This is a genomic window from Bacteroides caecicola (assembly GCF_023337095.1).
Taxonomy (GTDB): Bacteria; Bacteroidota; Bacteroidia; order Bacteroidales; family Bacteroidaceae; genus Phocaeicola; species Phocaeicola gallinarum.
Genome location: NZ_JAMBLM010000002.1, coordinates 140379 through 164986, shown reverse-complemented (window position 1 = coordinate 164986; position 24608 = coordinate 140379). Strand labels below are relative to the sequence as shown.

Annotated in this window: 19 protein-coding genes; 16 read left to right on the top strand and 3 right to left on the bottom strand. The window is 45.8% G+C overall.

Features of this window, described 5'->3' with window-relative positions; genetic code table 11:
* Nucleotides 1-61 precede the first annotated feature (61 nt).
* Nucleotides 62-958: a PfkB family carbohydrate kinase gene (locus tag M3085_RS02400; protein ID WP_178255675.1), complete on the bottom strand. Its 897-nt coding sequence runs from the start codon at nt 956-958 to the stop codon at nt 62-64.
* 237 nt (nt 959-1195) lie between these two features.
* Here M3085_RS02400 and M3085_RS02395 point away from each other — a divergent pair, with 237 nt between their 5' ends.
* The 4 genes from M3085_RS02395 to M3085_RS02380 all read left to right on the top strand — a co-directional run bounded on the left by M3085_RS02395 (nt 1196) and on the right by M3085_RS02380 (nt 6406).
* Nucleotides 1196-2503, top strand: a complete 1308-nt coding sequence (locus M3085_RS02395; protein ID WP_178256273.1) for an inositol-3-phosphate synthase — start codon at nt 1196-1198, stop codon at nt 2501-2503.
* 420 nt (nt 2504-2923) lie between these two features.
* A complete protein-coding gene (locus M3085_RS02390) occupies nt 2924-3190 on the top strand; it encodes an NVEALA domain-containing protein (RefSeq protein ID WP_191710403.1) in 267 nt (88 codons plus the stop codon).
* A gap of 144 nt (nt 3191-3334) precedes the next feature.
* Complete coding sequence (locus M3085_RS02385) at nt 3335-4420, top strand: BF3164 family lipoprotein (protein WP_249052207.1); 1086 nt, start codon at nt 3335-3337, stop codon at nt 4418-4420.
* Between the two features lie 105 nt (nt 4421-4525).
* On the top strand, nt 4526-6406 hold the full coding sequence (locus M3085_RS02380) for a glycoside hydrolase family 35 protein (RefSeq protein ID WP_249052206.1): 1881 nt from the start codon (nt 4526-4528) through the stop codon (nt 6404-6406).
* Between the two features lie 116 nt (nt 6407-6522).
* Here the strand turns inward: M3085_RS02380 and M3085_RS02375 are convergent, their stop codons facing one another.
* The gene (locus tag M3085_RS02375) at nt 6523-7185 is read right to left on the bottom strand and encodes a uracil-DNA glycosylase (RefSeq protein ID WP_249052205.1); all 663 of its coding nucleotides are present in this window, start codon (nt 7183-7185) and stop codon (nt 6523-6525) included.
* 170 nt (nt 7186-7355) lie between these two features.
* Here M3085_RS02375 and M3085_RS02370 point away from each other — a divergent pair, with 170 nt between their 5' ends.
* From M3085_RS02370 to M3085_RS02315, 12 genes are all read left to right on the top strand, one after another.
* Nucleotides 7356-7850 carry a hypothetical protein gene (locus M3085_RS02370; RefSeq protein WP_204500797.1) on the top strand — a complete coding sequence of 165 codons (495 nt, stop codon included), beginning with the start codon at nt 7356-7358 and terminating at the stop codon, nt 7848-7850.
* A gap of 243 nt (nt 7851-8093) precedes the next feature.
* The gene (gene accC / locus M3085_RS02365) at nt 8094-9605 is read left to right on the top strand and encodes an acetyl-CoA carboxylase biotin carboxylase subunit (protein ID WP_191710408.1); all 1512 of its coding nucleotides are present in this window, start codon (nt 8094-8096) and stop codon (nt 9603-9605) included.
* 38 nt (nt 9606-9643) lie between these two features.
* Nucleotides 9644-10165: a biotin/lipoyl-containing protein gene (locus tag M3085_RS02360; RefSeq protein WP_178256267.1), complete on the top strand. Its 522-nt coding sequence runs from the start codon at nt 9644-9646 to the stop codon at nt 10163-10165.
* A 2-nt stretch (nt 10166-10167) separates the two neighbouring features.
* Nucleotides 10168-11700, top strand: a complete 1533-nt coding sequence (locus M3085_RS02355; RefSeq protein WP_178256266.1) for an acyl-CoA carboxylase subunit beta — start codon at nt 10168-10170, stop codon at nt 11698-11700.
* 171 nt (nt 11701-11871) lie between these two features.
* Entirely contained in the window at nt 11872-12882 is a 1011-nt protein-coding gene (gap, locus tag M3085_RS02350) for a type I glyceraldehyde-3-phosphate dehydrogenase (protein WP_191710409.1), read from the top strand.
* A 145-nt stretch (nt 12883-13027) separates the two neighbouring features.
* Entirely contained in the window at nt 13028-13942 is a 915-nt protein-coding gene (miaA, locus tag M3085_RS02345) for a tRNA (adenosine(37)-N6)-dimethylallyltransferase MiaA (RefSeq protein WP_249052204.1), read from the top strand.
* Nucleotides 13943-13946: 4 nt separating this feature from the next.
* A complete protein-coding gene (locus M3085_RS02340) occupies nt 13947-14879 on the top strand; it encodes a diacylglycerol/lipid kinase family protein (RefSeq protein WP_178257523.1) in 933 nt (310 codons plus the stop codon).
* 4 nt (nt 14880-14883) lie between these two features.
* Nucleotides 14884-15687 (top strand): 3-deoxy-8-phosphooctulonate synthase, encoded by an 804-nt coding sequence (kdsA, locus tag M3085_RS02335; protein WP_178257522.1) that lies wholly within the window; start codon nt 14884-14886, stop codon nt 15685-15687.
* Nucleotides 15688-15942: 255 nt separating this feature from the next.
* Nucleotides 15943-17217 carry a serine--tRNA ligase gene (serS, locus tag M3085_RS02330; RefSeq protein ID WP_178257521.1) on the top strand — a complete coding sequence of 425 codons (1275 nt, stop codon included), beginning with the start codon at nt 15943-15945 and terminating at the stop codon, nt 17215-17217.
* A 314-nt stretch (nt 17218-17531) separates the two neighbouring features.
* Nucleotides 17532-19469, top strand: a complete 1938-nt coding sequence (locus M3085_RS02325) for a glycogen debranching enzyme N-terminal domain-containing protein (protein ID WP_178257520.1) — start codon at nt 17532-17534, stop codon at nt 19467-19469.
* 16 nt (nt 19470-19485) lie between these two features.
* The gene (locus M3085_RS02320) at nt 19486-20757 is read left to right on the top strand and encodes a glycosyltransferase family 4 protein (RefSeq protein WP_178257519.1); all 1272 of its coding nucleotides are present in this window, start codon (nt 19486-19488) and stop codon (nt 20755-20757) included.
* Nucleotides 20758-20775: 18 nt separating this feature from the next.
* Nucleotides 20776-22149, top strand: coding sequence for a glycoside hydrolase family 57 protein (locus M3085_RS02315; protein WP_178257518.1), 1374 nt, complete (start codon nt 20776-20778; stop codon nt 22147-22149).
* Nucleotides 22150-22242: 93 nt separating this feature from the next.
* Here M3085_RS02315 and M3085_RS02310 read toward each other — a convergent pair whose 3' ends face one another.
* The gene (locus tag M3085_RS02310) at nt 22243-24534 is read right to left on the bottom strand and encodes a cation:proton antiporter (RefSeq protein ID WP_178257517.1); all 2292 of its coding nucleotides are present in this window, start codon (nt 24532-24534) and stop codon (nt 22243-22245) included.
* Between the last annotated feature and the right edge of the window lie 74 nt (nt 24535-24608).

Genomic DNA, 24608 nt, shown 5'->3' with positions numbered 1-24608 from the left:
TTCATACAGACAAAGTTATACCTTTTTCCCGAATAACATCTGTTTTCTGTCTTTATTTTCGTTATAAAGTTTGCGGATGCAGGTTGCTTGTGTGGATTATTTTCCAGACATCTTCTTCCGTGCCGGAGAACGGTCCCGACTTTTCGAGCTTGATGGTTGACATGGCAGCGGCGAAACATCCGGCTTCTTCATACGATGCCCCTTTGTTACGCATATATAAGTATCCCAATACATACGTGTCGCCACATCCCGTTGCGTCTACTACCTCATGGGGAGGGTAGGCAGGAATCTTGTGGAACTTCCCTTCAGCGTAAATCAGCGAACCGAGGCTGCCTAACGTAAGCAACACTTCTTTTACGCCCCAAGCAGCCAGTTGCAGCGCAGCCTGTTTCGGGTCTTTGAAACCCGTCAATACCTCGGCTTCGTGTTCGTTTACTTTCAAAATGTCGATGTACTTCAGCGCTTCTTTTTTGTCTTTCCAATCAATGGGGTAAACTTTTTCACCTCTCACCTCGCGAAGATAGCCTTGTGCATCAACGGCAAGGATTCCTTTGTCGGAAAGCATCTTTACTACGTCCAGCGAGAAATCGTCCGACAGCAGGCTGCCCAAATGAAAGATGTGAGCTTTTTCGTCTTTCAGCTCGTCTACCGTAAACGGATCGGCTTTGGCAAGCACTCGCTGCGTGCGGTTATCTTGGTTTTCTCCGTACGTATTTTCAAAATAAACGGTTTTCCGGCTGGGTAATACCTTTACCCGGATGCCTTCTTTGCGCATGTCTTCTACTGCTTTGTATTCGCTGGGTGCAAGCGCTGTGATGAGCTTGTAGTTGCGAGTGTCTTTCAGATGGCGCATACCATGTGAAAAATAATAAGACGTACCTCCCGGCAGGTAAGTGGTTTGTTTCGGGGTTACGATTTTGTCTAAAGTGATATGTCCTATGCAACAAATATCATTCATCTTTCTTACTGTTCTAAGATTCGGGCGCAAAGATACATATATTTTTCTTATGTTCTTCTTTTCTTGGAAATTAAACAAATGTTCCTTTTCTCTGATTTTATGGCACATATTTACCGATATACAAATAAAATGCTCCCCGAAAAGTGGTTTTATTTAAACAAAACCGTAACTTTGGGCACTTGTTTTGTCTATAAAGCAAAAAATATTGTTTATAAAAAGGAAAAAAGGAATTTAGAAATGAAAAACATGAATGTAAAACCGGCTGACGGAAAGCTGGGCGTATTGTGCGTGGGGCTGGGCGCTGTGGCCACAACCTTTATAACTGGAGTGTTAATGGTTCGTAAAGGACTGGCAAAACCGGTGGGTTCGATGACCCAATACGATAAAATCCGCGTAGGAAGGGGAGCTGAAAAGAAATACTTGCATTATGGCGACATCGTTCCGATGGCTCAGTTGAGCGACATCGTGTTTGGTGCATGGGATGTATATCCTGCCAATGCTTACGAATCTGCCATCAACTGCGAGGTGCTGAAAGAAAAAGACATCAATCCGGTTAAAGACGAACTGGAAAAGATTGTTCCGATGAAAGCGGCTTTCGACCACAACTATGCAAAACGTTTGGATGGAAACAATGTGAAAGACTGTGCTACGCGCTGGGAGATGGTGGAACAGCTCCGCCAAGATATCCGTAACTTCAAGGAGGCAAACGGATGCAGCCGTATCGTAGTGCTTTGGGCGGCTTCTACCGAAATTTATGTTCCGGTGTGCGAAGAGGTACACGGCACGCTGGCTGCCCTTGAACAGGCTATGAAGAACGACGACCGCGAGCATGTGGCTCCGTCTATGTGTTACGCTTATGCCGCACTTGCCGAAGGTGCTCCTTTCATTATGGGTGCGCCTAATACCACAGTTGACATTCCGGCGATGTGGGAAATGGCTGAAAAGACCCAAATGCCGATTGCCGGCAAAGACTTCAAAACCGGACAGACTTTGGTTAAATCGGGTTTCGCACCGATTATCGGGACACGCTGCTTAGGTTTGTCGGGATGGTTCTCTACCAATATCTTGGGTAACCGCGACGGCTTGGTGCTCGACGAACCTGCCAACTTCCATACCAAAGAGGTAAGCAAACTCTCTACGTTGGAGTCTATTTTGGTGCCCGAAAATCAGCCTGACCTTTATACTGATTACTATCACAAGGTACGTATCAACTACTATCCGCCGCGTAACGATAACAAAGAGGGTTGGGATAACATCGACATCTTCGGCTGGATGGGATACCCGATGCAGATTAAGATTAACTTCCTTTGCCGCGACTCTATTTTGGCAGCTCCGCTGTGTCTCGACCTTGTTTTGTTGAGCGATTTGGCTGCTCGCGCCGGACGTTATGGCATCCAGCGTTTCTTGAGCTTCTTCCTCAAGAGCCCGATGCACGATTATACCGAAAACGAAATCCCCGTAAACCACCTGTTCCAGCAATACGTGATGCTGAAAAACGCCATCCGCGAAATGGGCGGTTACGAAGCCGATGAAGAAATCGACTGATAGTTAGACTTAGTTTCATTACATTTGGTTGCGTGCAGACTTGTCGGAGAAATCTCCAAGCCTGCACGCTTTTTTATCTGAACCCAACTGCTTTGCCAACCATTTAAAATACCTTCAAAACGCTACCGTTAGTGTTGGTCAGTCCATGCGGTAGAGTTGATCAATTCTATTCGGAAGACTGCCCTGCGCTACCGCTAAGGTTTTTCAACTTCTTTGCATGGGTGTAAAGTGTTTAAAATCAGTGTGTTGCTATTTTAGTTGCTTCCTTTCTTGTCCTTTAAAAGAGAACACTGTAAAAATATTTCTGAAAAGTTTGTTCCGTTTCTCAATAGTTTTTATCTTTATCTGCAAATCGGGGATTTGCAGCTTTGTAAGAGAAAAGTAAACCAAAGAAACGAATAACAAACAACAAATTATTTTATGAAAAATACGATTTTAAAAATTGCTTTTGCGGCTGCTTTAGCTGTGGTAGCCGGTATTACAGCTTATAATGCACAGAATAAAGAAGAATTGTCAGATTTGGCTTTGGAGAATATAGAAGCATTGGCAGGTAATGAAAGTGGAACAAATACAAGCTGGTCATGTAGGGGTAGTGTAAATAGGTGTCATGCAAAATGTGGATTATGTGGGACTGAAATAGGACCATCTAAAGGGACTTTAACAGGTAGCCATTCTTGTTCCATGTAATTAAAAATGTGAGAGTTCTTGAATGTGCTAAAATGTGAAAAAGACTCGTCATAGAGAAGTGATAAATCAATTTTTATTTAGTGTGTATTTTTGACATGATGGCACATTCATTTAAGATGTACTATTTTGATAAAAGTATAAAGGATGAAGAACTCAATTATTTATTTGCTATTATTTGTAAGCTGGTTGATTGTAGGATGTTCCGGAAGTAGCAAGTCAGATTATTATTCCAATGGGATTAACTCGGAAAATGTTTATGATGTACAGGTGCAAATCTTGAATGACTCTTCTTTATGGCGTTTCCCCTTGCAGATGGAATATACGGATTCCCTGCTTGTGGTATTGGATTATATGGATGATTATTACTTTCATGTATATACATTGAAGGGAGAACCTATTGGGCATTTTGCACGTAAGGGACAAGGACCGGGCGAACTTTTGTCTGCCAATCAGTTCCATCTGTCAGAAGACAGAGATTCGTTATATGTTTATGATGGCGTATCACGTAAAATAGTGATGTATAAATTGAATGGAGATTACGTAAAGGATTTGCCTTTCCAAGAATATAAAATAGATTACACGCTGCTTCCCCCGTCGGATATTCCTTATATCCTATACGATATGCTTCCGGTGAAGGATGAGGTGTTTTTGGTTAAGGCTAATCAACCCAAGCTGCGTTATGGCAAATTGGATTTGGCAAAAGGTGAAATAACATCTGTTTATGGTGATTTTCCTACTGATTGTGTAGCCGGCAAAGCTGAAGAAGTGTGGTCGGTGTTTAGTAGCGATACGCGCACTTGCTTAAAGCCTGATTGTTCAAAGGTGTTAAATGCTACTTACATAGGCGGGATATTGGAATACTTTAGTGTGCAGCCGGATTTAGGACTGCGTGCAGACACAGCATTATATATCTATGAACCTGTCTACGGATTGGCAGAAGGAGCAGTGCCATCGTTTGTTGTAGGTAATGAAAATACGCAGTTGGGGTTTGAAGATGTTTATGCGACAGATCAGTTTGTTTATGCGCTGTTGCACGAGAAAGGCGATGCTGCGGAGCCTCAATCGGTAATGGTATTCGACTGGCAGGGAAAAGCCCTCCGGAAGATAAACGTTAAGCAACGTTTGCTGCGCTTGTGTGTAGATGAGGCACGGAATGTGATTTACGCAATGGCTGCTGACGAAGTGAATGGTTACAAGTTGGTAAGCATCCCGTTAAAATATCCCCGATAAGTTTGTTTCGTTTTCGGCTAACCTCTATCTTTGTGTTTGGAACGGCTGTTTGTCAGCTCGGCTTATTACACATAACACATTTTATCATTAAAACTAAATCTTATCATGAAAACGAACCTTATTTGTGTGTTGCTGATGTTATTTTCTTCGTTAGGGTTTGCAGCCTCAAAGAAAACAACTTTCGAAATTAAAGACGGTCATTTTTATCGGAACGGCGAGGTGGTGTCAATCCATGCAGGAGAGATGCACTACGCCCGTATTCCGCATCAATACTGGCGTCATCGTTTGCAGATGATGAAAGGAATGGGGCTGAACACGGTGGCTACATACGTGTTTTGGAATCTGCATGAAACAGAACCCGGAAAATGGGATTTTTCGGGCGATAAGAACCTTGCCGAGTATATCCGTATTGCCGGCGAAGAAGGCATGATGGTGATACTTCGTCCCGGTCCGTATGTATGTGCCGAATGGGAATACGGAGGCTATCCGTGGTGGCTTCAGAATATCCCCGGCATGGAAATCCGTCGCGATAACCCGGCTTTCTTGGAACGTACGAAAGCCTACATTGAACGTCTGTATCAGGAAGTGGGCGACTTGCAGTGTACGAAGGGAGGCCCTATCGTTATGGTGCAGTGCGAAAACGAGTTCGGCTCGTATGTAGCTCAGCGGAAAGATATTCCGTTGGAAGAACACCGCGCTTACAATGCCAAGATTAAGCAGCAGCTTGCCGATGCCGGTTTCAATGTCCCGCTGTTTACGTCCGACGGAAGCTGGCTGTTTGAAGGCGGAACTACCGAAGGCGCACTGCCCACGGCAAACGGTGAAAGCGACATCGAAAACCTGAAAAAAGTAGTCGACCAGTATCACGGCGGCAAAGGCCCGTACATGGTGGCGGAATTTTACCCCGGATGGTTGTCTCACTGGGCGGAACCCTTCCCGCAGGTAAGTGCGTCGGAAATCGCCCGCCAGACGGAAACCTACTTGAAGAACGACGTGTCTTTCAACTTCTATATGGTACACGGAGGTACTAACTTCGGATTTACCAGCGGAGCCAACTACGACAAGAGACGTGACATTCAGCCCGACATGACCAGTTACGATTACGATGCACCCATCAGCGAAGCAGGCTGGGTTACTCCCAAGTACGACTCCATCCGTAACGTGATGAAACGCTACGTGAAATACGCCATCCCCGATGCCCCCGCTCCTAATCCGGTTATCGAGATACCATCTATTAAGTTGAATAAAGTGGCTGATGTGCTTGCCCTTACCGAATCTACAACACCCGTAACAAGCAACGATCCCCAAACTTTCGAACAGCTGAATCAGGGTTACGGCTACGTGTTATACACCCGTCACTTCAATCAGCCCATCAGTGGCACGCTGGAGATTCCGGGCTTGCGCGATTACGCCGTGGTATATGTCGATGGCGAAAAGGTGGGTGTACTGAACCGTAATACGCAAACCTACTCAATGGAAATCGACGTTCCCTTTAACGCCACATTGGAAATATTGGTAGAAAACATGGGACGCATCAATTACGGCAGCGAAATCGTACACAATACGAAAGGAATCATCAGTCCCGTAACCATTGCCGGCAAAGAAATCACCGGCGGATGGAACATGTACCGCCTGCCCATGAGCGAAGCTCCCGATTTGCAGACGTTGAAGAGAAATGTGTACACAATCGGATCTACCCAAGCCAACAAATTGAAAGACTGTCCGGCTATTTACGAAGGAACTTTCACGCTTGACCAAACCGGTGACACCTTCATCGACATGGAAGCATGGGGAAAAGGAATTATCTTCATCAACGGAATCAACATCGGTCGTTACTGGCAGGTAGGTCCTCAGCAAACACTGTACATTCCCGGTGTTTGGTTGAAGAAAGGCGAAAACAAAATTACGATTTTCGAGCAACTGAACGAAACCGTTCAGTCGGAAGTCAGCACTGTGAAACAGCCTGTATTGATGAAGCTGAAGTAGCCAAACAGAACGGATAGCCTGAATATAGGGCCTCATTCATAGCAGAAAAGGCTGTTTGCGAGTATGATGTTTTTACTCGCAGGCAGCCTTTCCTCTTTTTATGCCGTTGAAAAGTATTACCAATTAATCGGCGTTTCCCCATGTTCCACCAAGTACGCATTGGTGCGACTGAAATGTTTGTTCCCGAAAAAGCCGTTATAGGCAGAAAGGGGAGAGGGATGGACGGAAGTCAGTACCAAATGCTTGGTGCGGTCGATGAATGCCCCCTTCTTTTGTGCATACGAACCCCATAGGATGAATACCAAATGCTCGCGGTTTTCGGCGAGTGCGCGGATGGCGGCATCGGTAAACTCCTCCCATCCTTTGCGCTGGTGTGAACCGGCTTGGTGCGCTCGCACGGTCAGCGTGGCGTTGAGCATTAATACCCCTTGTTCCGCCCAGCGCGTCAGGTTTCCGGTAGTAGGAATCGGAGTGCCTAAATCGTCATGGATTTCCTTGAATATATTTTGAAGGGAAGGAGGGAAAGGGATTCCGTCGTTCACCGAAAAGCAAAGCCCATGCGCCTGTCCCGGACCGTGGTAAGGGTCTTGCCCGATAATAACTACCTTAACTTTATTATAAGGGCAGAGGTTAAAGGCGTTGAATATTAACCGTCCCGGAGGATAGACCGTAGTGGTGCGGTATTCCTGACGGACGAAATCGGTCAGCTTGACAAAATAATCTTTTTCAAATTCCGGAGCAAGGACTTCTTTCCAACTTTCTTCTATCTGTACGTTCATAAGCATTGCGATTTGTTTCAAGGTGTAAAGGTAATCTTTTTTTCCTGAAAACTGCGGTGGATAGCTATGATATGTGAAACTAAATTGTTATATTTACAGCGAGAGTTGTTACCTTAGAGTTTAAATGTAATTTATAGACAAAGATGCGTTTTATAAAAATCTTTTCTTTCATGTTTGCTCTTTTCTGTTTATGTGTCAGTTGTAAAACACAGCAGATAACACCGGAGCAGAAATCGGAACATCAGGAAGCCCTTGCGTCATTACGCAACGGGTGTTTCATCGTGCAGCTGGATGCCCTCTACCCCTCGTCCGCCAGTCCGCTTACGCCTGCCCTCACCGAATACAAAGAGATGAGGGAAAGCTATCTGAAAGCAAACGGTGGGGACTTTTCTTACTACATATCCCCCAATGACGGCATGAGGCTGCATATTGGTTTCCCTGCCGATCGGAAAGAGAACCTGCGGGCAGAAGTGTCGGAAGGCAAGAAGAAACGCAACGGCGAATGTCGCTTCCATATCAAAGTGCGCGGCGAAGGCATCGTAGACGACAGGGATGTCGTTATCCTGCTCCGCCCGCATTCAAACCGGTGTACGGTGAAAGTAACACAGCCCGGAAGAGTGTCGCAAATCAGCATGGAAGGCCGTGTTTTCCCGCTTAAAGAATAAAAAGAGCGAATCAGAATATACCCTATTGCAAACTCGACTTTGCTTTTTCTTGTTTTTATCAACCTTTGTTTACCTGAAAAAGGGGATTTTGGTGCAATTTACCAACGTAATGTCAAAAAAACGGGGCATTCGTTGGAACGGTTGCGCTTTTTTTCTACTTTTGCACAGTTTCTGGGTTCTTGTGCCGAAACGAAAGGGCCTCCCGGAAAGAGAATGAAAAAGATTATAATTAAATCCTAAAGCATGATACACAAAGTATTAATCGCTAACCGTGGTGAAATAGCTGTACGTGTAATGCGCTCTTGTCGTGAGATGGGCATCCGCACGGTGGCAGTCTTTTCGGAAGCCGACAGAACGGCTCGCCACGTTCTTTATGCCGATGAGGCTTGTTTGATAGGTCCGGCTGCCTCGCGTGAGAGTTATTTGAATATTGATAAAATTATCATGGCAGCAAAACGTCATGGAGCGGATGCCATCCATCCGGGATATGGCTTTTTGTCTGAAAACTCGGAGTTCGCACGCCGTTGCCGCGAGGAAGGAATTATCTTTATCGGTCCCGACCCGGAAACAATGGATGCGATGGGCGATAAAATCTCTGCCCGCAAACACATGATTGCAGCCGGTGTGCCGGTAGTGCCGGGTACGGAACAGCCCTTGCAGAGTGTAGAAGAAGCAAAAGAAATCTGTAACCGCATAGGCTACCCCGTGATGCTGAAAGCCTCTATGGGTGGCGGCGGAAAGGGGATGCGCCTGATTCATAGTGAAGACGAAGTGGAAGAAGCCTATAATACGGCTCGTTCGGAATCAATGTCTTCGTTCGGCGACGACACGGTTTACTTGGAAAAATTCGTGGAAGAACCCCACCATATCGAGTTTCAGATTTTAGGCGATAATTACGGAAACGCCGTTCACTTGTTTGAGCGCGAATGTTCCATCCAGCGCCGTAACCAGAAAATAGTAGAAGAAACCCCGTCGCCGTTCGTAACTCCTGAGTTGCGTAAGAAAATGGGTGAGGCGGCTGTGGCAGCAGCCAAAGCTGTGAACTACAAGGGTGCGGGAACCATTGAATTCTTGGTGGACAAGCATCGCAACTTCTACTTCCTCGAAATGAATACCCGTCTTCAGGTAGAACATCCGATTACGGAAGAGGTAGTAGGCGTTGACTTGGTGAAAGAACAGCTCCGTATAGCCAATAACGAACCGCTGCATTTCAAACAGGAAGAACTCATTCAGCGCGGACACGCAATCGAATGCCGTATCTGTGCCGAAGATTCGGAAAATAACTTCATGCCTTCTCCGGGTATCATCCGTCAGTTGATTGAACCGAACGGCATTGGCGTACGCATCGACAGCTATGTATATGAAAGCTACGAAATTCCTATTTACTACGACCCGATGATAGGTAAGCTGATTGTATGGGCTACCACCCGCCAGTTTGCCATCGAGCGTATGCGCCGTGTGTTATACGAATATAAGATTACAGGATTGAAGACCAATATCGCTTACTTGCGCCATATAATGAATGTACCTGACTTTGTGGAAGGACATTATAACACGCTCTTCATCCCGAAACATCAGGATATGTTGCGCCAATGGGCGGGACAGAAAGAAGAAGAAACCGAAAACATTGCAATGATTGCGGCTTACATTGACTATCTGATGAATCTGGAAGAAAACAACACCGGTTCGTCGGACAACCGACCCATCAGCCGCTGGCGCGAATTTGGTTTGAAGAAAGGAGTATTACGGATTTAAGTTCTTTGAATTCTGAAGAACTCAAAAACTAATAAGGTATGGAAATACATATAGGTGAAAGAGTGGCCGATGTAACGTTGGTAAGTAAAGAAGGAAACAAGGTGCAACTGACTATTGACGGAGTGCCTTACGATGTCGACATTGTAATGGCAGAAAACGGAAGTTGTTCGATTCTGCACAACGGAAAATCGTATAACGCCGAACTGATTCGCAAAGAGGGAGGTAAGAGTTATACGGTAAATGCTCACTATCAGTCGTATAACATTGATATCATCGACTCTCAGGCGAAATACCTGCGTATGCGCAAGGGTGCCGAAGAAAAGCAGGAAGACAAGATTGTTTCTCCGATGCCGGGCAAGGTAGTCAAGATTCCGGTGAAGGTGGGCGACCGCTTGCAGGCAGGCGACATCGTGGTGGTAATCGAAGCGATGAAGATGCAGAGCAACTATAAGGTAAGCAGTGATTGTGTCGTAAAAGATATTCTGGTAAACGAAGGAGACTCTGTAAACAGCAATCAAGTGATTATGACATTGGATGTAATTAATAACGAGCAAGATTGATTATGACGGCAGAAGAACAATATAAGAAATTTGAGGAGCTGGATAAACTGGCATCTCAAGGCGGCGGTGTAGAGCGTGTGGAAAAACAACATGCCAACGGACACATGACTGCCCGCGAACGTATCGACATGTTATTGGATAAAGGTACGTTCAATGAAATCGACAAGTTTGTGATTCATCATTGCACCGATTTCGGAATGGATAAAAAGCATATTCCCGGCGACGGTATCGTATGTGGTTACGGTAAAATAGACGGTCGGCTGGTATACGTATATGCTTACGACTTTACGGTGTATGGAGGTACGCTGAGTACAACCGGTGCGAAGAAAATCGTGAAAGTGCAAGAACTGGCTCTGAAGAACGGAGCTCCGGTTATTGCCTTGAATGACTCAGGCGGCGCACGTATCCAAGAAGGCGTGGGCAGTATTTCCGGATATGCTTCAATCTTTTACCAGAATACCATTGCTTCGGGCGTGATTCCGCAAATATCTGCCATCTTGGGCCCGTGTGCGGGAGGAGCTTGTTACTCTCCGGCGCTGACCGACTTTATTTTCATGGTGAAAGAAAAAAGCCACATGTTTATTACCGGACCCGATGTGGTAAAGGCTGTTACACACGAGGAGGTAGATAAAGAAGAATTGGGAGGTGCTTATACGCACAGCAGCAAGAGCGGTGTAACCCATTTCTTGTGTGAAACGGAAGAAGAAACCCTGATGAGCATCCGTGAGTTGCTGAGCTTCCTTCCCTCGAACAACATGGAAGATGCCCCGATGCAACCCTGCTCAGACGACATCCGTCGTGCGGACGAATCGCTGATGAGCGTTATCCCCGACGACCCCAACATGCCTTACGATATCAAAAATATCATCGAGCCGGTGGTTGACAACCAATACTTCTTCGAGGTAATGCCTCATTTCGCTAAAAACATAGTAGTGGGATTTGCGCGCTTGGGAGGCCGTTCGGTAGGTATCGTGGCAAATCAGCCTGCTTATCTGGCGGGTGTGCTCGATATCGATGCTTCCGATAAGGCATCTCGCTTCATCCGTTTCTGCGACTGCTTCAATATCCCTATTGTTACTTTCGAAGACGTTCCCGGTTTCCTTCCGGGATGTGCTCAGGAACACAACGGAATCATCCGCCACGGTGCGAAGATAGTCTACGCTTATGCCGAGGCTACCGTTCCCAAAATTACGGTGATAACCCGCAAGGCATACGGTGGCGCATACATCGTGATGAACAGCAAACCGATTGGTTCGGATGTAAACTTCTCGTACCCCACAGCCGAAATTGCCGTGATGGGAGCAGACGGTGCAGTCAATATCCTGTATCGTAAATCAACGCCCGAAGAAAAGGCACAGGCGGTAGAAGAATACAAAGAAAAATTCTCGAATCCGTATCGTGCTGCCGAGCAAGGTTACATTGATGAAATCATTCTTCCGAAAGATACTCGCTTCAAGCTGATTCAGGCTTTGGAAATGACTCAGAATAAGAGCCAAAGCAATCCGCCGAAGAAGCATGGCAATATGCCGTTGTAATTCTTAAAGAAGGATACGAATTTTTACAAAAATTATCTTACTTCCTTCCTCTTTTTAAAAAGAAATTCTTATTTTTGCAACGCAAATTGATAAGAGAAGGAGCGAAAAGCTCCGGAACGATGTAGGTGAGTGTTTATAAATTAATTATAAAACCTTTAAAACTTAAACAAAATGATTAAAGTAGGTATTAACGGTTTCGGTCGTATCGGCCGTTTCGTATTCCGTGCTGCTCAAAACAGAAACGACATTCAGATTGTAGGTATTAACGACTTGTGCCCGGTTGATTACTTGGCTTACATGTTGAAATACGATACAATGCACGGCAAATTCAATGGTACAATCGAAGCTGACGTTGAAAACAGCAAATTGATTGTTAATGGCAAAGAAATCCGTGTAACAGCAGAAAAGAATCCGGCTGACTTGAAATGGAACGAAGTTGAAGCAGAATACGTAGTTGAATCAACTGGTTTGTTCTTGACTAAAGAAAAAGCTCAGGCTCACATCCAAGCTGGTGCTAAATACGTAGTTATGTCTGCTCCTTCTAAAGACGATACTCCGATGTTCGTTTGCGGTGTTAACGAAAAGACTTACGTTAAAGGTACTCAATTCGTTTCTAACGCATCTTGTACTACTAACTGCTTGGCTCCGATCGCTAAAGTTTTGAACGACAAATGGGGTATCACTGATGGTTTGATGACTACTGTTCACTCTACTACTGCTACTCAGAAGACTGTTGACGGTCCGTCTATGAAAGACTGGAGAGGTGGTCGTGCTGCTTCTGGCAATATCATCCCGTCATCAACTGGTGCTGCTAAAGCTGTAGGTAAAGTTATCCCGACTTTGAACGGTAAATTGACTGGTATGTCAATGCGTGTTCCGACTTTGGACGTTTCTGTAGTTGACTTGACTGTAAACTTGGCTAAACCGGCTACTTATGCTGAAATCTGTGCAGCTATGAAAGAAGCTTCTGAAGGCGAATTGAAGGGTATTCTGGGTTACACTGAAGATGCAGTTGTTTCTTCTGACTTCTTGGGTGATACTCACACTTCTATCTTCGATGCTAAAGCTGGTATCGCTTTGACTGATACTTTCGTTAAAGTTGTTTCTTGGTATGACAACGAAATCGGTTACTCTAACAAAGTATTGGATTTGATCGCTCACATGGCTTCTGTAAACTGCTAATTAGTTTTGAGAACCAAATAAAGCACTGGCCGTCCGATTCTTTCGGACGGCTTTTTTTATACCCGCCGGTAAAGTTTTCTGCGCATTAGAGTTGGTTTTGTGCAGAAAAAACTATCTTTGTCGACAGAACTTTCGGATATGTTATATGAATTATGAAATGATAACCATACTTGGTCCTACTGCTTCGGGAAAAACGTCGCTGGCAGCTGCGTTGGCTGCACGGTTGAAATCGGAAATTATCAGCGCCGATAGCAGGCAGGTATACCGCAGGATGGATTTAGGAACAGGAAAAGATTTGGCAGATTATGAGGTGGGGACGTATCGTGTTCCGTATCATTTGATTGATATTGTTGAGCCGGGATATAAATATAATGTATTCGAATATCAGAGAGATTTTTTAAGCGTTTATAAGGATATAATGGGCAGGGGGATAATTCCTGTCCTTTGCGGTGGAACCGGAATGTATCTGGAAGCCGTTCTGAAAGGTTATAGGTTGTTGCCTGTTCCTGAAAATCAGGAGTTGCGAACAAAGTTGGCTGGAAAATCGTTGGAAGAATTGACTGCATTGCTCTCTACTTACAAGAAATTGCATAATTCTACGGATGTAGATACGGTAAAGCGTGCTATCCGGGCGATAGAAATAGAAGAATATTATTTAACGCAGTCGCCGGAAGCTCGTTCGTTTCCCGAAATTAAAAGTTTGGTGGTGGGAGTGGATATTGACCGGGATTTACGCCGGGAGAAAATAACACGCCGTTTGAAGCAGCGCTTAGACGAAGGGATGGTCGATGAAGTTCGCAAATTGTTAGACGAAGGTATTGCGCCCGAAGATTTGATTTACTATGGTTTGGAATATAAATTCCTTACGCTTTACGTTACGGGCGAAATAACTTACGATGAAATGTTCCACGGTTTGGAGACAGCGATTCACCAGTTTGCCAAGCGGCAGATGACTTGGTTTCGAGGCATGGAAAGGAGGGGAATCACGATTCACTGGATAGACGCTACGCTGCCGATGGAAGAAAAAGTCGCTAAAATAATGGATTTAATGAAAGTTTGAAGATATGGCGGTAGAACCGAATAGATGGGGGGTGATTTACAACCCGAAAGCCGGAAGCCGGAAAGCTCAGAAGCGGTGGATAGAAATCCGTGATTACATGAAAAGTCGCGGAGTAGAGTTTGATTATGTCCAATCGGAAGGGTTCGGTTCAGTAGAGCGCTTGGCACGTACGATGGCAAATAACGGCTACCGGACCATCGTTGTCGTGGGCGGAGACGGAGCAATAAACGATGCGGTAAACGGTATTATGTACTCTGATGTGGAAGATAAAAACAGCATTGCCTTTGGAATAATACCAAACGGAATCGGTAACGATTTTGCCAAATACTGGGGATTGGATTCCGACGATTATCGCGGTGCGGTAGATGTATTGATTAACCGTCGCTTGCGCAAAGTGGACGTCGGGGTGTTCTGTTATTACGACGGCGAAGTCCACAAAACCCGCTATTTCCTGAACGCCGTTTACATGGGCTTGGGAGCCCGTATCGTGCGAATCACTAACGAGACCCGTCGTTTCTGGGGAATCCCCCTAATCTCTTACCTTTCTTCTCTGTTCTTGGTTGCGTTTGAGCGCAAACTCTATCGGATGCACCTGAAAGTAAACGATGAACACATCCGTGGACGCATCATGGCTGTGGGCGTGGGGAGCGCCCGCGGATACGGATTGACGCCAAGTGCAGTTCCGTATAACGGATGGTTGGATGTATCGGTAATCTATCGTCCCGAACTTCGCCAGCTTATATCGGGCTTGTGGATGTTGCAACAAGGACGTTTGCTGAATCATAAAATAGTGAAGCCTTACCGTACGCGGCAGGTGAAAGTGCTTCGCGCTCAGAATGCAGAAGTCAGTCTCGACGGACGTTTGTGGCTCGATCGCCATTTCCCGATTGAAATAACGATTGCTCAAGAAGCATTAACATTGATAATACCGAATTAAGTTTATGATACAATCAGTAGCAGATTTGAAGCGCGGAGATAATTTTTTCCTGTTGGCAGGACCGTGTGTCATCGAAGGTGAAGACATGGCGCTCCGCATAGCGGAACGTGTAGTGAAAGTAACAGAACGTTTAAATATTCCTTATGTTTTTAAAGGGTCTTACCGTAAAGCCAATCGTTCGCGGCTGGATTCGTTTACCGGAATCGGGGATGAAAAGGCGTTGAAAGTGTTGGCTAAAGTCCGCGAAACATTCGGAGTTCCTGTAGTAACCGATATCCACGCAGCAAACGAGGCACAGATGGCTGCCGAATACGTGGATGTGTTGCAGATTCCGGCTTTTCTGTGTCGTCAGACCGACTTGCTGGTTGCCGCTGCCCAAACGGGTAAGATAGTCAATATCAAGAAAGGGCAGTTCCTGTCTCCCGAAGCGATGCGCTTTGCCGCCGACAAGGTGGTAGAGGCGGGAAATAACCAAGTGATGCTCACCGAGCGCGGAACGACTTTCGGCTATCAGGACCTGATAGTGGATTATCGCGGAATCCCTGAAATGCAATCGTTCGGTTTTCCGGTTATTTTAGACGTTACCCACTCGTTGCAGCGTCCGAACCAGACTTCGGGAGTAACCGGCGGTATGCCTCAACTGATTGAGACCATCGCAAAAGCCGGCGTAGCCGTGGGTGTGGACGGACTTTTCATGGAAACTCATGAAGACCCTTCGGTGGCAAAGAGCGACGGAGCCAACATGCTGAAACTCGACTTGCTGGAAGGGTTGTTGGAAAAATTAGTGCGCATACGCCGCAGTCTGTAATTCTTTTCTGAGGACTTGCTTGAATCTTTTCCTTTTCGACTTTAAAAGCCCCCAAAACGCTACCGTTAGTGTTCTCTATCCCATGCGGTAGCGTTCCTTCGTCCATGCGGTAGCGTAACCCGGTTCTACCCGTAGCGTTTTCCGCCGTCGGGGAAAATCAAAACAGACTCCTAAAAAATGGCAGTCTGTTTTTTGCCCTTGATAAAAAACTTTATCTTTGCATCACGAATAAAGAGTACAATAAAGTAATACGATATGCTTACTATTAAACAAATTACAGAAGATACCGACAAGGTTATCCGCGGATTGGAGAAAAAACATTTTGCCAATGCGAAGGAAACCATCGCGCAGGTACTTGAACTGAATGACAAGAGAAAAAGCGCGCAAAACCAGTTGGATAAAAATCTTGCAGAAGTAAACGCTACGTCGAAAACCATCGGGGCATTGATGAAAGACGGGAAGAAAGAAGAAGCCGAATCGGCAAAAGCGCGCGTAGCTGAAATAAAAGAGGCAAGCAAGGCGCTCCAGCTTGAAATGGATAAAGCAGCCGAAGATTTGCAGACTCTTTTATATACGATTCCGAATGTGCCTTACGAAAGTGTGCCGGAAGGAAACGGAGCCGAGGACAACGTGGTAGAAAAAATGGGAGGGATGGAAACAGAACTGCCGAAAGACGCGCTGCCTCATTGGGAACTTGCCAAGAAATACGATTTGATAGATTTCGACCTTGGCGTAAAAATCACGGGAGCAGGATTCCCCGTATATAAAGGTAAAGGAGCCCGCTTGCAGCGCGCCCTGATTAATTTCTTCCTCGATGAAGCTCGTGCGGCAGGTTACGAGGAAATTATGCCTCCTACGGTGGTAAACGCAGCTTCAGGATACGGAACCGGACAGTTGCCCGATAAAGAAGGACAAATGTATCATTGTAATCTGGACGATTTATACCTGATTCCTACGGCAGAAGTACCGGTCACGAATATTTATCGCGATGTGATACTGGATGAAAAGCAGTTGCCGATAAAGAACTGTGCATACACGCAGTGTTTCCGTCGCGAAGCAGGCTCTTACGGTAAAGACGTGCGCGGACTGAACCGCCTGCATGAGTTTTCAAAAGTAGAACTTGTACGTATCGACAAGCCCGAACACTCACAGCAGTCTCACCAAGAGATGCTCGACCACGTAGAAGGTTTGCTGAAGAAGCTGGAACTTCCTTACCGCATCTTGCGCCTGTGTGGAGGTGACATCAGCTTTACGGCAGCGCTTTGCTTCGACTTTGAAGTTTATTCTGAAGCCCAAAAACGCTGGTTAGAGGTTAGTTCGGTTTCTAACTTTGATACCTATCAGGCTAACCGCTTGAAATGTCGTTATCGCACGGCAGAGAAGAAAACCGAACTTTGCCATACGCTGAACGGTTCGGCATTGGCATTGCCCCGTATCGTGGCTGCCCTGTTGGAAAACAACCAGACGCCGGAAGGTATTCGCATACCGAAAGCATTGGTTCCTTACTGCGGATTTGACATGATCGATTAAAATCGGGCTTTAAATATTTTTACACCGACAGAAAGAATAAGCTGTTGCGGCAACTTGATAAAAAGGTTGCTGCAACAGCTTTTTTATTGTTGGCTCTGTTATGTAAAACGGGTTATGAATAATGTCAGACTAATATTTTTATGTTGCTTGACATATATTGGGAGAAAAAATCCTTTTGTTTGAAAAAAAACGGCTTCGAAAGTAAAAAAAGTAGATTTTTAGTTTTGAAGTTTCTATTTAATTACTACTTTTGAGAGAAAATAAGTAACATTTTTTACGGAAGAACATAATAATTATAACCTTAATACACAACTATGAGTTATTTACGATTTGATAAAACTCTGCTGACCAATTTGGAAGAATCTCTTACGCGCGAGGTTCTTCGGACTAATCGTTCGGGGGCGTATCATTGTTCAACCATCGTCGATTGTAACACTCGCAAATATCATGGTTTGTTAGTCATTCCGGTTCCGGAACTGGATGACGAGAATCATGTGTTGCTGTCTTCGTTAGACGAAACGGTGATACAACATGGAGCGGAGTTCAACTTGGGGCTTCATAAGTACCACGGTGATAACTTTAGTCCGCGCGGACATAAGTACATTCGTGAGTTTGAATGCGAAAAAGTTCCTACCACCCTGTATCGGGTAGGAGGTGTGGTTCTGAAAAAAGAAAAAGTCTTTGTTCACCATGAAAACCGCATCCTGATCCGTTACACACTGGTAGATGCGCATTCTGAAACGATTCTCCGGTTGCGCCCGTATCTGGCTTTCCGCAGCGTGCGCCAATATACGCACGAAAATGCACAAGCAAGCCGCCATTACGATGAAGTGGAAAACGGTATCAAAACATGCATGTATCCGGGATATCCTGAATTGTACATGCAGTTTAGTAAGGAAAACACTTTCCATTTCCAACCCGACTGGTATCGTGGTATCGAGTATCCCAAAGAACAAGAACGCGGGTACGATTTCAATGAAGACCTGTACGTTCCGGGATATTTCGAATTCAACATCAAGAAAGGCGAATCGGTTACATTTGCCGGAGGTATTTCGGCTATCGATACGGCTTCGCTGAACGATCTTTTCACTTATGAGGTAGAAAAACGTATTCCGCGCGACAGCTTTAAAAACTGTCTGATTAACACGGCACACCAGTTCTTGAACAAGCAAGGCGAAGAGTCATATATACTCGCCGGCTATCCGTGGTTCAAGTGTCGTGCGCGCGACATGTTCATTTCATTGCCGGGATTGACGCTGGCTATCGGCGAAGTCGAGAAGTTCGAAGTCGTGATGCAAACAGCTGTCAAGGCGGTTTATGCGTTTATGAACGGTGAAACAACCGACTTGAAGGTTTACGAAATGGAACATCCTGACGTGTTGATGTGGGCGGTATGGACTGTTCAACAATACGCCAAAATGGTTTCGCGTGAGGCTGCAAAAGAGAAATACGGTCAATTGTTGAAAGATATCATGACCTATCTGGCAGACGGAAAACACCCGAATCTTCAGGTACATGACAACGGATTGGTATATGCTAACGGACGCGAAAAAGCCATTACGTGGATGAATTCTACTGTAAACGGCCGTCCGGTTGTAGCCCGCACGGGGTATATCGTTGAATTTAACTCTTTGTGGTATAACGCGCTGCGTTTCGTTGCCGACTTGTTTGTTGAAGACGGTGAATTCAGTTTCCGCTTGAACCAGATTGCCGATAAAACAGCCGTTTCGTTCATCGATACTTTCTTGAATGAATATGGTTATCTGTTGGATTTCGTAGATGGAAACATGATGGACTGGAGTGTACGTCCGAATATGATTTTCGCCGCAGCATTCGATTACTCTCCGTTGGACGCCAAACAAAAGAAAGGCGTTGTCGATATCGTAACGAAAGAATTGTTGACCCCGAAAGGCATCCGTTCGCTGAGCCCGAAGAGTGGAGGCTATAACCCCAATTACGTAGGTCCTCAGATTCAGCGCGATTACGCTTATCATCAGGGTACGGCATGGCCGTGGCTGGAAGGATTCTATCTGGAAGCCTATCTGCGGATCTACAAGCGTAGTGCGATATCCTTTGTCGAACGTCAGATGATTAGCTATGAAGACCAGATGACATGCCATTGCGTAGGCTCTATCCCCGAACTGTTCGACGGAAATCCGCCGTTCCAGGGACGAGGAGCTGTTTCGTTTGCAATGAACGTGGCAGAAATCTTGCGTACGTTGAATTTGTTAGCTAAATACGATAACCAATAAAAAGGAGGAAAGTACTATGAAAGTTTTAATGTTTGGTTGGGAATTTCCTCCTCATATTTTAGGAGGTTTAGGTACAGCCAGTTACGGGTTGACAAAAGGTATGTCGCAGCAGGAGGATATGGAAATCACTTTCTGTATCCCTAAGCCGTGGGGCGATGAAGACCAGAGTTTCCTGAAAATTATCGGTATGAACAGCGTGCCTATCGTATGGCGTGACGTTCAGTGGGATTATGTGAAGAGTCGGGTAGGCTCTTATATGGATCCGCAGTTGTATTATGACATGCGCGACCATATTTATGCCGACTTCAATTATATGCATACGAATGACCTCGGCTGTCTGGAATTTTCCGGACGCTACCCCGATAACCTGCACGAAGAAATCAATAACTACTCCATCGTGGCAGGTGTGGTAGCCCGTCAGCAGCAGTTTGATATTATTCATTCACACGACTGGCTGACTTATCCCGCCGGCATTCATGCCAAGCAGATTTCGGGAAAACCGCTGGTCATCCATGTTCACGCAACCGACTTCGACCGTAGCCGTGGTAATGTCAATCCCACTGTTTACGCCATTGAGAAAAACGGAATGGATCACGCCGACTGCATCATGTGTGTAAGTGAGCTGACGCGCCAAACCGTTATCCACAAATATTACCAAGACCCTCGCAAGTGTTTTACCATGCACAATGCAGTGTCTCCTTTGTCAAAGGAAATTCAGGAGATTGTTCCTCATAAAAATCCGAAAGAAAAGATTGTAACTTTCTTAGGACGTATCACGATGCAAAAGGGTCCGGAATATTTCGTCGAAGCAGCAGCTATGGTGCTGAAACGTGCGCGTAATGTGCGTTTTGTCATGGCAGGTAGCGGAGACATGATGAACGCCATGATTCGTCTGGCTGCCGAAAGAGGCATTGCCGACCGTTTCCACTTCCCCGGATTCATGAAAGGCAAGCAAGTATACGAAGTGCTTAAAGCAAGCGATGTATATATCATGCCCTCGGTATCTGAGCCGTTTGGTATCTCGCCGTTGGAAGCCATGCAGTGTAGCGTTCCTACCATTATATCCAAGCAGTCGGGCTGTGCCGAGATTTTGGACAAGTGTATCAAGATTGATTATTGGGATATTCATGCGATGGCAGATGCCATTCACTCTATCTGTACCAACGAATCACTCTATGAATACTTGCGCGATGAAGGCAAGAAAGAAGTTGATGGTATCGTATGGGAAAAGGTAGGACTGAAAGTACGTGCCCTGTATGATCAAGTTTTAAGCAACTATGGTAAATAATAATCTAACTCAATCGTTATGAAAACAATCTGTCTTTACTTTGAAATTCACCAGATAATTCACCTGAAACGTTATCGTTTCTTCGAAATAGGCACAGACCACTATTATTATGATGATTATGCCAACGAGCAAGGCATCAACGAAGTGGCTGAGCGTTCTTATATTCCTGCTCTGAAAACGCTGATAGAAATGGCTAAGGCCAATGAAGGAGCGTTTAAAGTAGCTCTCTCTATTTCCGGCGTGGCTTTGGAACAGCTTGAAATTTATGCTCCTGCTGTTATTGAACTTCTGCATGAGTTGAACGCTACGGGATGTTGCGAATTTGTTTGCGAACCTTATTCTCACGGTTTGTCTTCGTTGAAGAATGAAGACTGCTTCCGCGAAGAAGTAGAAGCAATGCGCCGTAAAGTAAAAGATTTCTTTGGTCAGGAGCCGAAAGTATTCCGCAATTCCAGTTTGATTTACGACAATGAAATCGGTGGTATCGTAGCCAGCATGGGCTTTAAGGGAATGTTGGTTGAGGGTGCAAAACACGTCTTGGGATGGAAGAGTCCTCACTACCTCTACCACTGCTCTGAGAATCCTAATTTGAAACTGTTGATGCGCGACTTCAAGTTGTCGGACGACATCAGCCTTCGTTTCTCGAACACCGAATGGAATGAATATCCGTTGTTTGCCGACACCTATATTGGCTGGATAGCTTCGCTGCCCGAAAACGAACAGGTCATCAATATCTTCATGGAACTGTCGGCATTGGGTATGGCTCAACCGCTGTCATCTAACATTCTGGAGTTCTTGAAAGCATTGCCCGTTTGCGCAAAACAAAAAGGCATTACTTTCTCTACGCCGTCAGAAATCGTTACCAAGCTGAAATCAGTAGACATGGTAGACGTGGCTTACCCGATGTCATGGTCAGACGAAGAGCGCGACATCAGTCCGTGGTTGGGCAACGTGATGCAGCGTGAGGCCTTTAATAAGTTGTATAGTGTAGCCGAACGTGTTTACCTCTGCACTGATAAGCGTATCAAGCAAGACTGGTATTACCTTCAGGCTAGTAACAACTTCCGTTTCATGACTACGAAGGACACGGGTGTAGGGTTGAACCGCGGTATCTATGATTCTCCGTACGATGCCTTTACCAACTACATGAACATCTTGGGTGATTTCATCGGACGTGTAAATGCACTCTATCCGGTAGATATGGACGATGAAGAACTCAACTCATTGCTGACTACCATCAAGAATCAGGAAAGTGAATTGGTTCAGCTTACCGATGAGGTGAAGAAGTTGCAAGACGAATTGAAGAAAGCTGAAGCTGCTCCAAAGAAAACGGCAGCCAAGAAGACTACTACCAAGAAAGCGGCAGCTAAGAAAGAAGATAAAGAGGCATAATCCTCTTGAATCATATTAAAAACGCGGATTTGCAGAAAGGACTAAATGTTCAACTGCAAATCCGCGTTTTTTTGTCGGGTAGAAACGGTTGGCTTAGCTGTTATTTGCTTCTCCTTCCGTGCTTCCCGCCGATGAAGCCATAAACAACCGTGCGAGGTTGGTTTTTTCGCCCACCACCCATACGATGTCTCCTTTACGGAAAGGAACGTTTACATCGGGCTTCCGAAGTGAACCTTCCGTAGCCGATTCCACACCCACAACCAAGCAATGGAACTTGTTACGGATGCCGCTTTCGCGAATCGTATGTCCGCAGAAGGGAGAGGAAGAGTCGATTACAAATTGTTTCAGGTACATTTCGTGCTGCTCAAAGTTATCATCCTGCTTGTTGTCTTTCACCTTTTCGGCTTGTGCGCCGAAAAGCGAAAGCTGTTCGTCTGTGCCGATAACCTGAAGCGTGTCGTTCGGATAAATCCGGTTGCCGCCGCCGGGGATGTTGATGCGATGCGTTCCGCGGATAATCGAGGCTACATGTACGTCGTACTTCTTACCCAAATCAAGTTCCTGCAAGGTGCGTCCCGCCCAAAGCGAATCGGCGGGAATCGTGAAATCGCTTAGGTGAAGGTCTCGGTCGAGCAAGCTGCCGGCATATTCCGGCTGTTTTTCGCCTAAATATTCTTTGTGCATCTCTTTTGACCGGAGATTCTGAACAAAGACCCGTTCTAAAGCGATGGATTGCTTTTTCAAGAAACGGGAAAGAATGATTATCAGTACAGCGATAATGGCTATTCCTACCATGAGAGCCACCGAAGCCTCGAACAGTTGCTTGATGACGTAAACCAAGAAAGAGACGGCTATCAGGATACGTAACACGATAAGCGAAAGGAGAGGAGCGCGGTTAAACCGGTTGTCGACCCACAGCGAACGGAATTCTGACGAATGGTTTTTCTTCATGATCAGTGCGCGGAGGAAAGGAGCCAGCAGTCCGATGGTCAACACGGCTCCTGCAATGCGTCCCCATCCGTCGCCCAGCACCGAAACCAGCATCGGAACAAAGAAATTCAGCGAAAGCATGGTTACGGCGATACACAGTACCGAGTAGATGGCAACCACACGGATTATCGCCGACACCAGTTTATGCCATTTATTCTCGTGGCTTACCGTCTGTGCTCCCGTAGCGTAATGTTCAAGCAAGTGTTTCCAGCGGACCGGCATATAGCGGTCTACTACCCGATAAGCAGGTCCGGACAGACGAATCATGTACGGCGTGAGGAAGGTGGTGATAACCGATACGGCAACCACGATAGGGTAAAGGAAATGGCTCGTAACGTTCAGGCTTACGCCCAGCGAGGCGATGATGAAAGCAAACTCGCCTATCTGGGTCAGACTGAATCCGCACTGCATGGCTATTTTCAGCGGCTGACCGGATAACAGGACACCTGCCGTTCCGAACACGGTTTGCCCCACAAGGATGGCTGCAACGATAACCAATATCGGTACGATGTATTCTACTATCATGTTCGGATCGACCATCATGCCCACCGAAACGAAGAAGATGGCTCCGAACAAATCCTTTACCGGAGCCACTAACTTGTCAATGTTTTCCGACTCTATCGTTTCGGCAAGGATGGAACCCATGATAAAAGCTCCGAATGCGGGCGAGAAACCCACGTTGGCAGCAAACACCACCATGCCGAAACACAGAGCCAGCGACACGATGAGTAACGTTTCGCTGTTCATCAGCTTGCGCACGCGCTTCAGGAACAGCGGAATCAGGTAGATGCCTACCACGAACCACAGAATCAGGAAAAACAACAGTTTCAGTATGCTGTATCCCATTTCGCCCCCTTCAAAGTTCTTGCTTACCGCCATCGTAGACAGCATCACCATCAGCACGATGGCAAGGATGTCTTCCAGAATCAGGATACTCAGCACGATGCCCGCAAAGCGTTGCTGCCTTAGTCCGAGGTCGTCGAACGCCTTGTAGATAATGGTGGTAGACGACATGGCAAGCATACCTCCCAAGTAAATGCAGTCCATTTGTTTCCACCCGAACGACCATCCTACGACGATGCCAATCATTATCATGCAAAATATGATGGCGCACGCCGATATCACCGCCGAGCCTCCCACCTTCATCAGTTTCTTGAAGCTGAACTCAAGCCCCAAGGCGAAAAGAAGGAAGATGACGCCGATTTCAGACCACGTTTGTATGTTGGCGGCATCGGTTACAGACGGCGTAAAGGTGAAATGCGGACTGGAGATAAAGCCCGCTACGATGTAACCGAGAACTAAAGGTTGCTTCAGCTTTTTGAAGAGAAGCGTCATAATGCCGGCGCAAATAAGGATGAGCGCCAAGTCACTGATTAATGGAGCTAAATGAGACATTTGTTTCTGAATGTTAGATTACGCAAACAAAGTTATATATTTCTTTGCGTTTTTCCTAAAATATGTTCGATTAT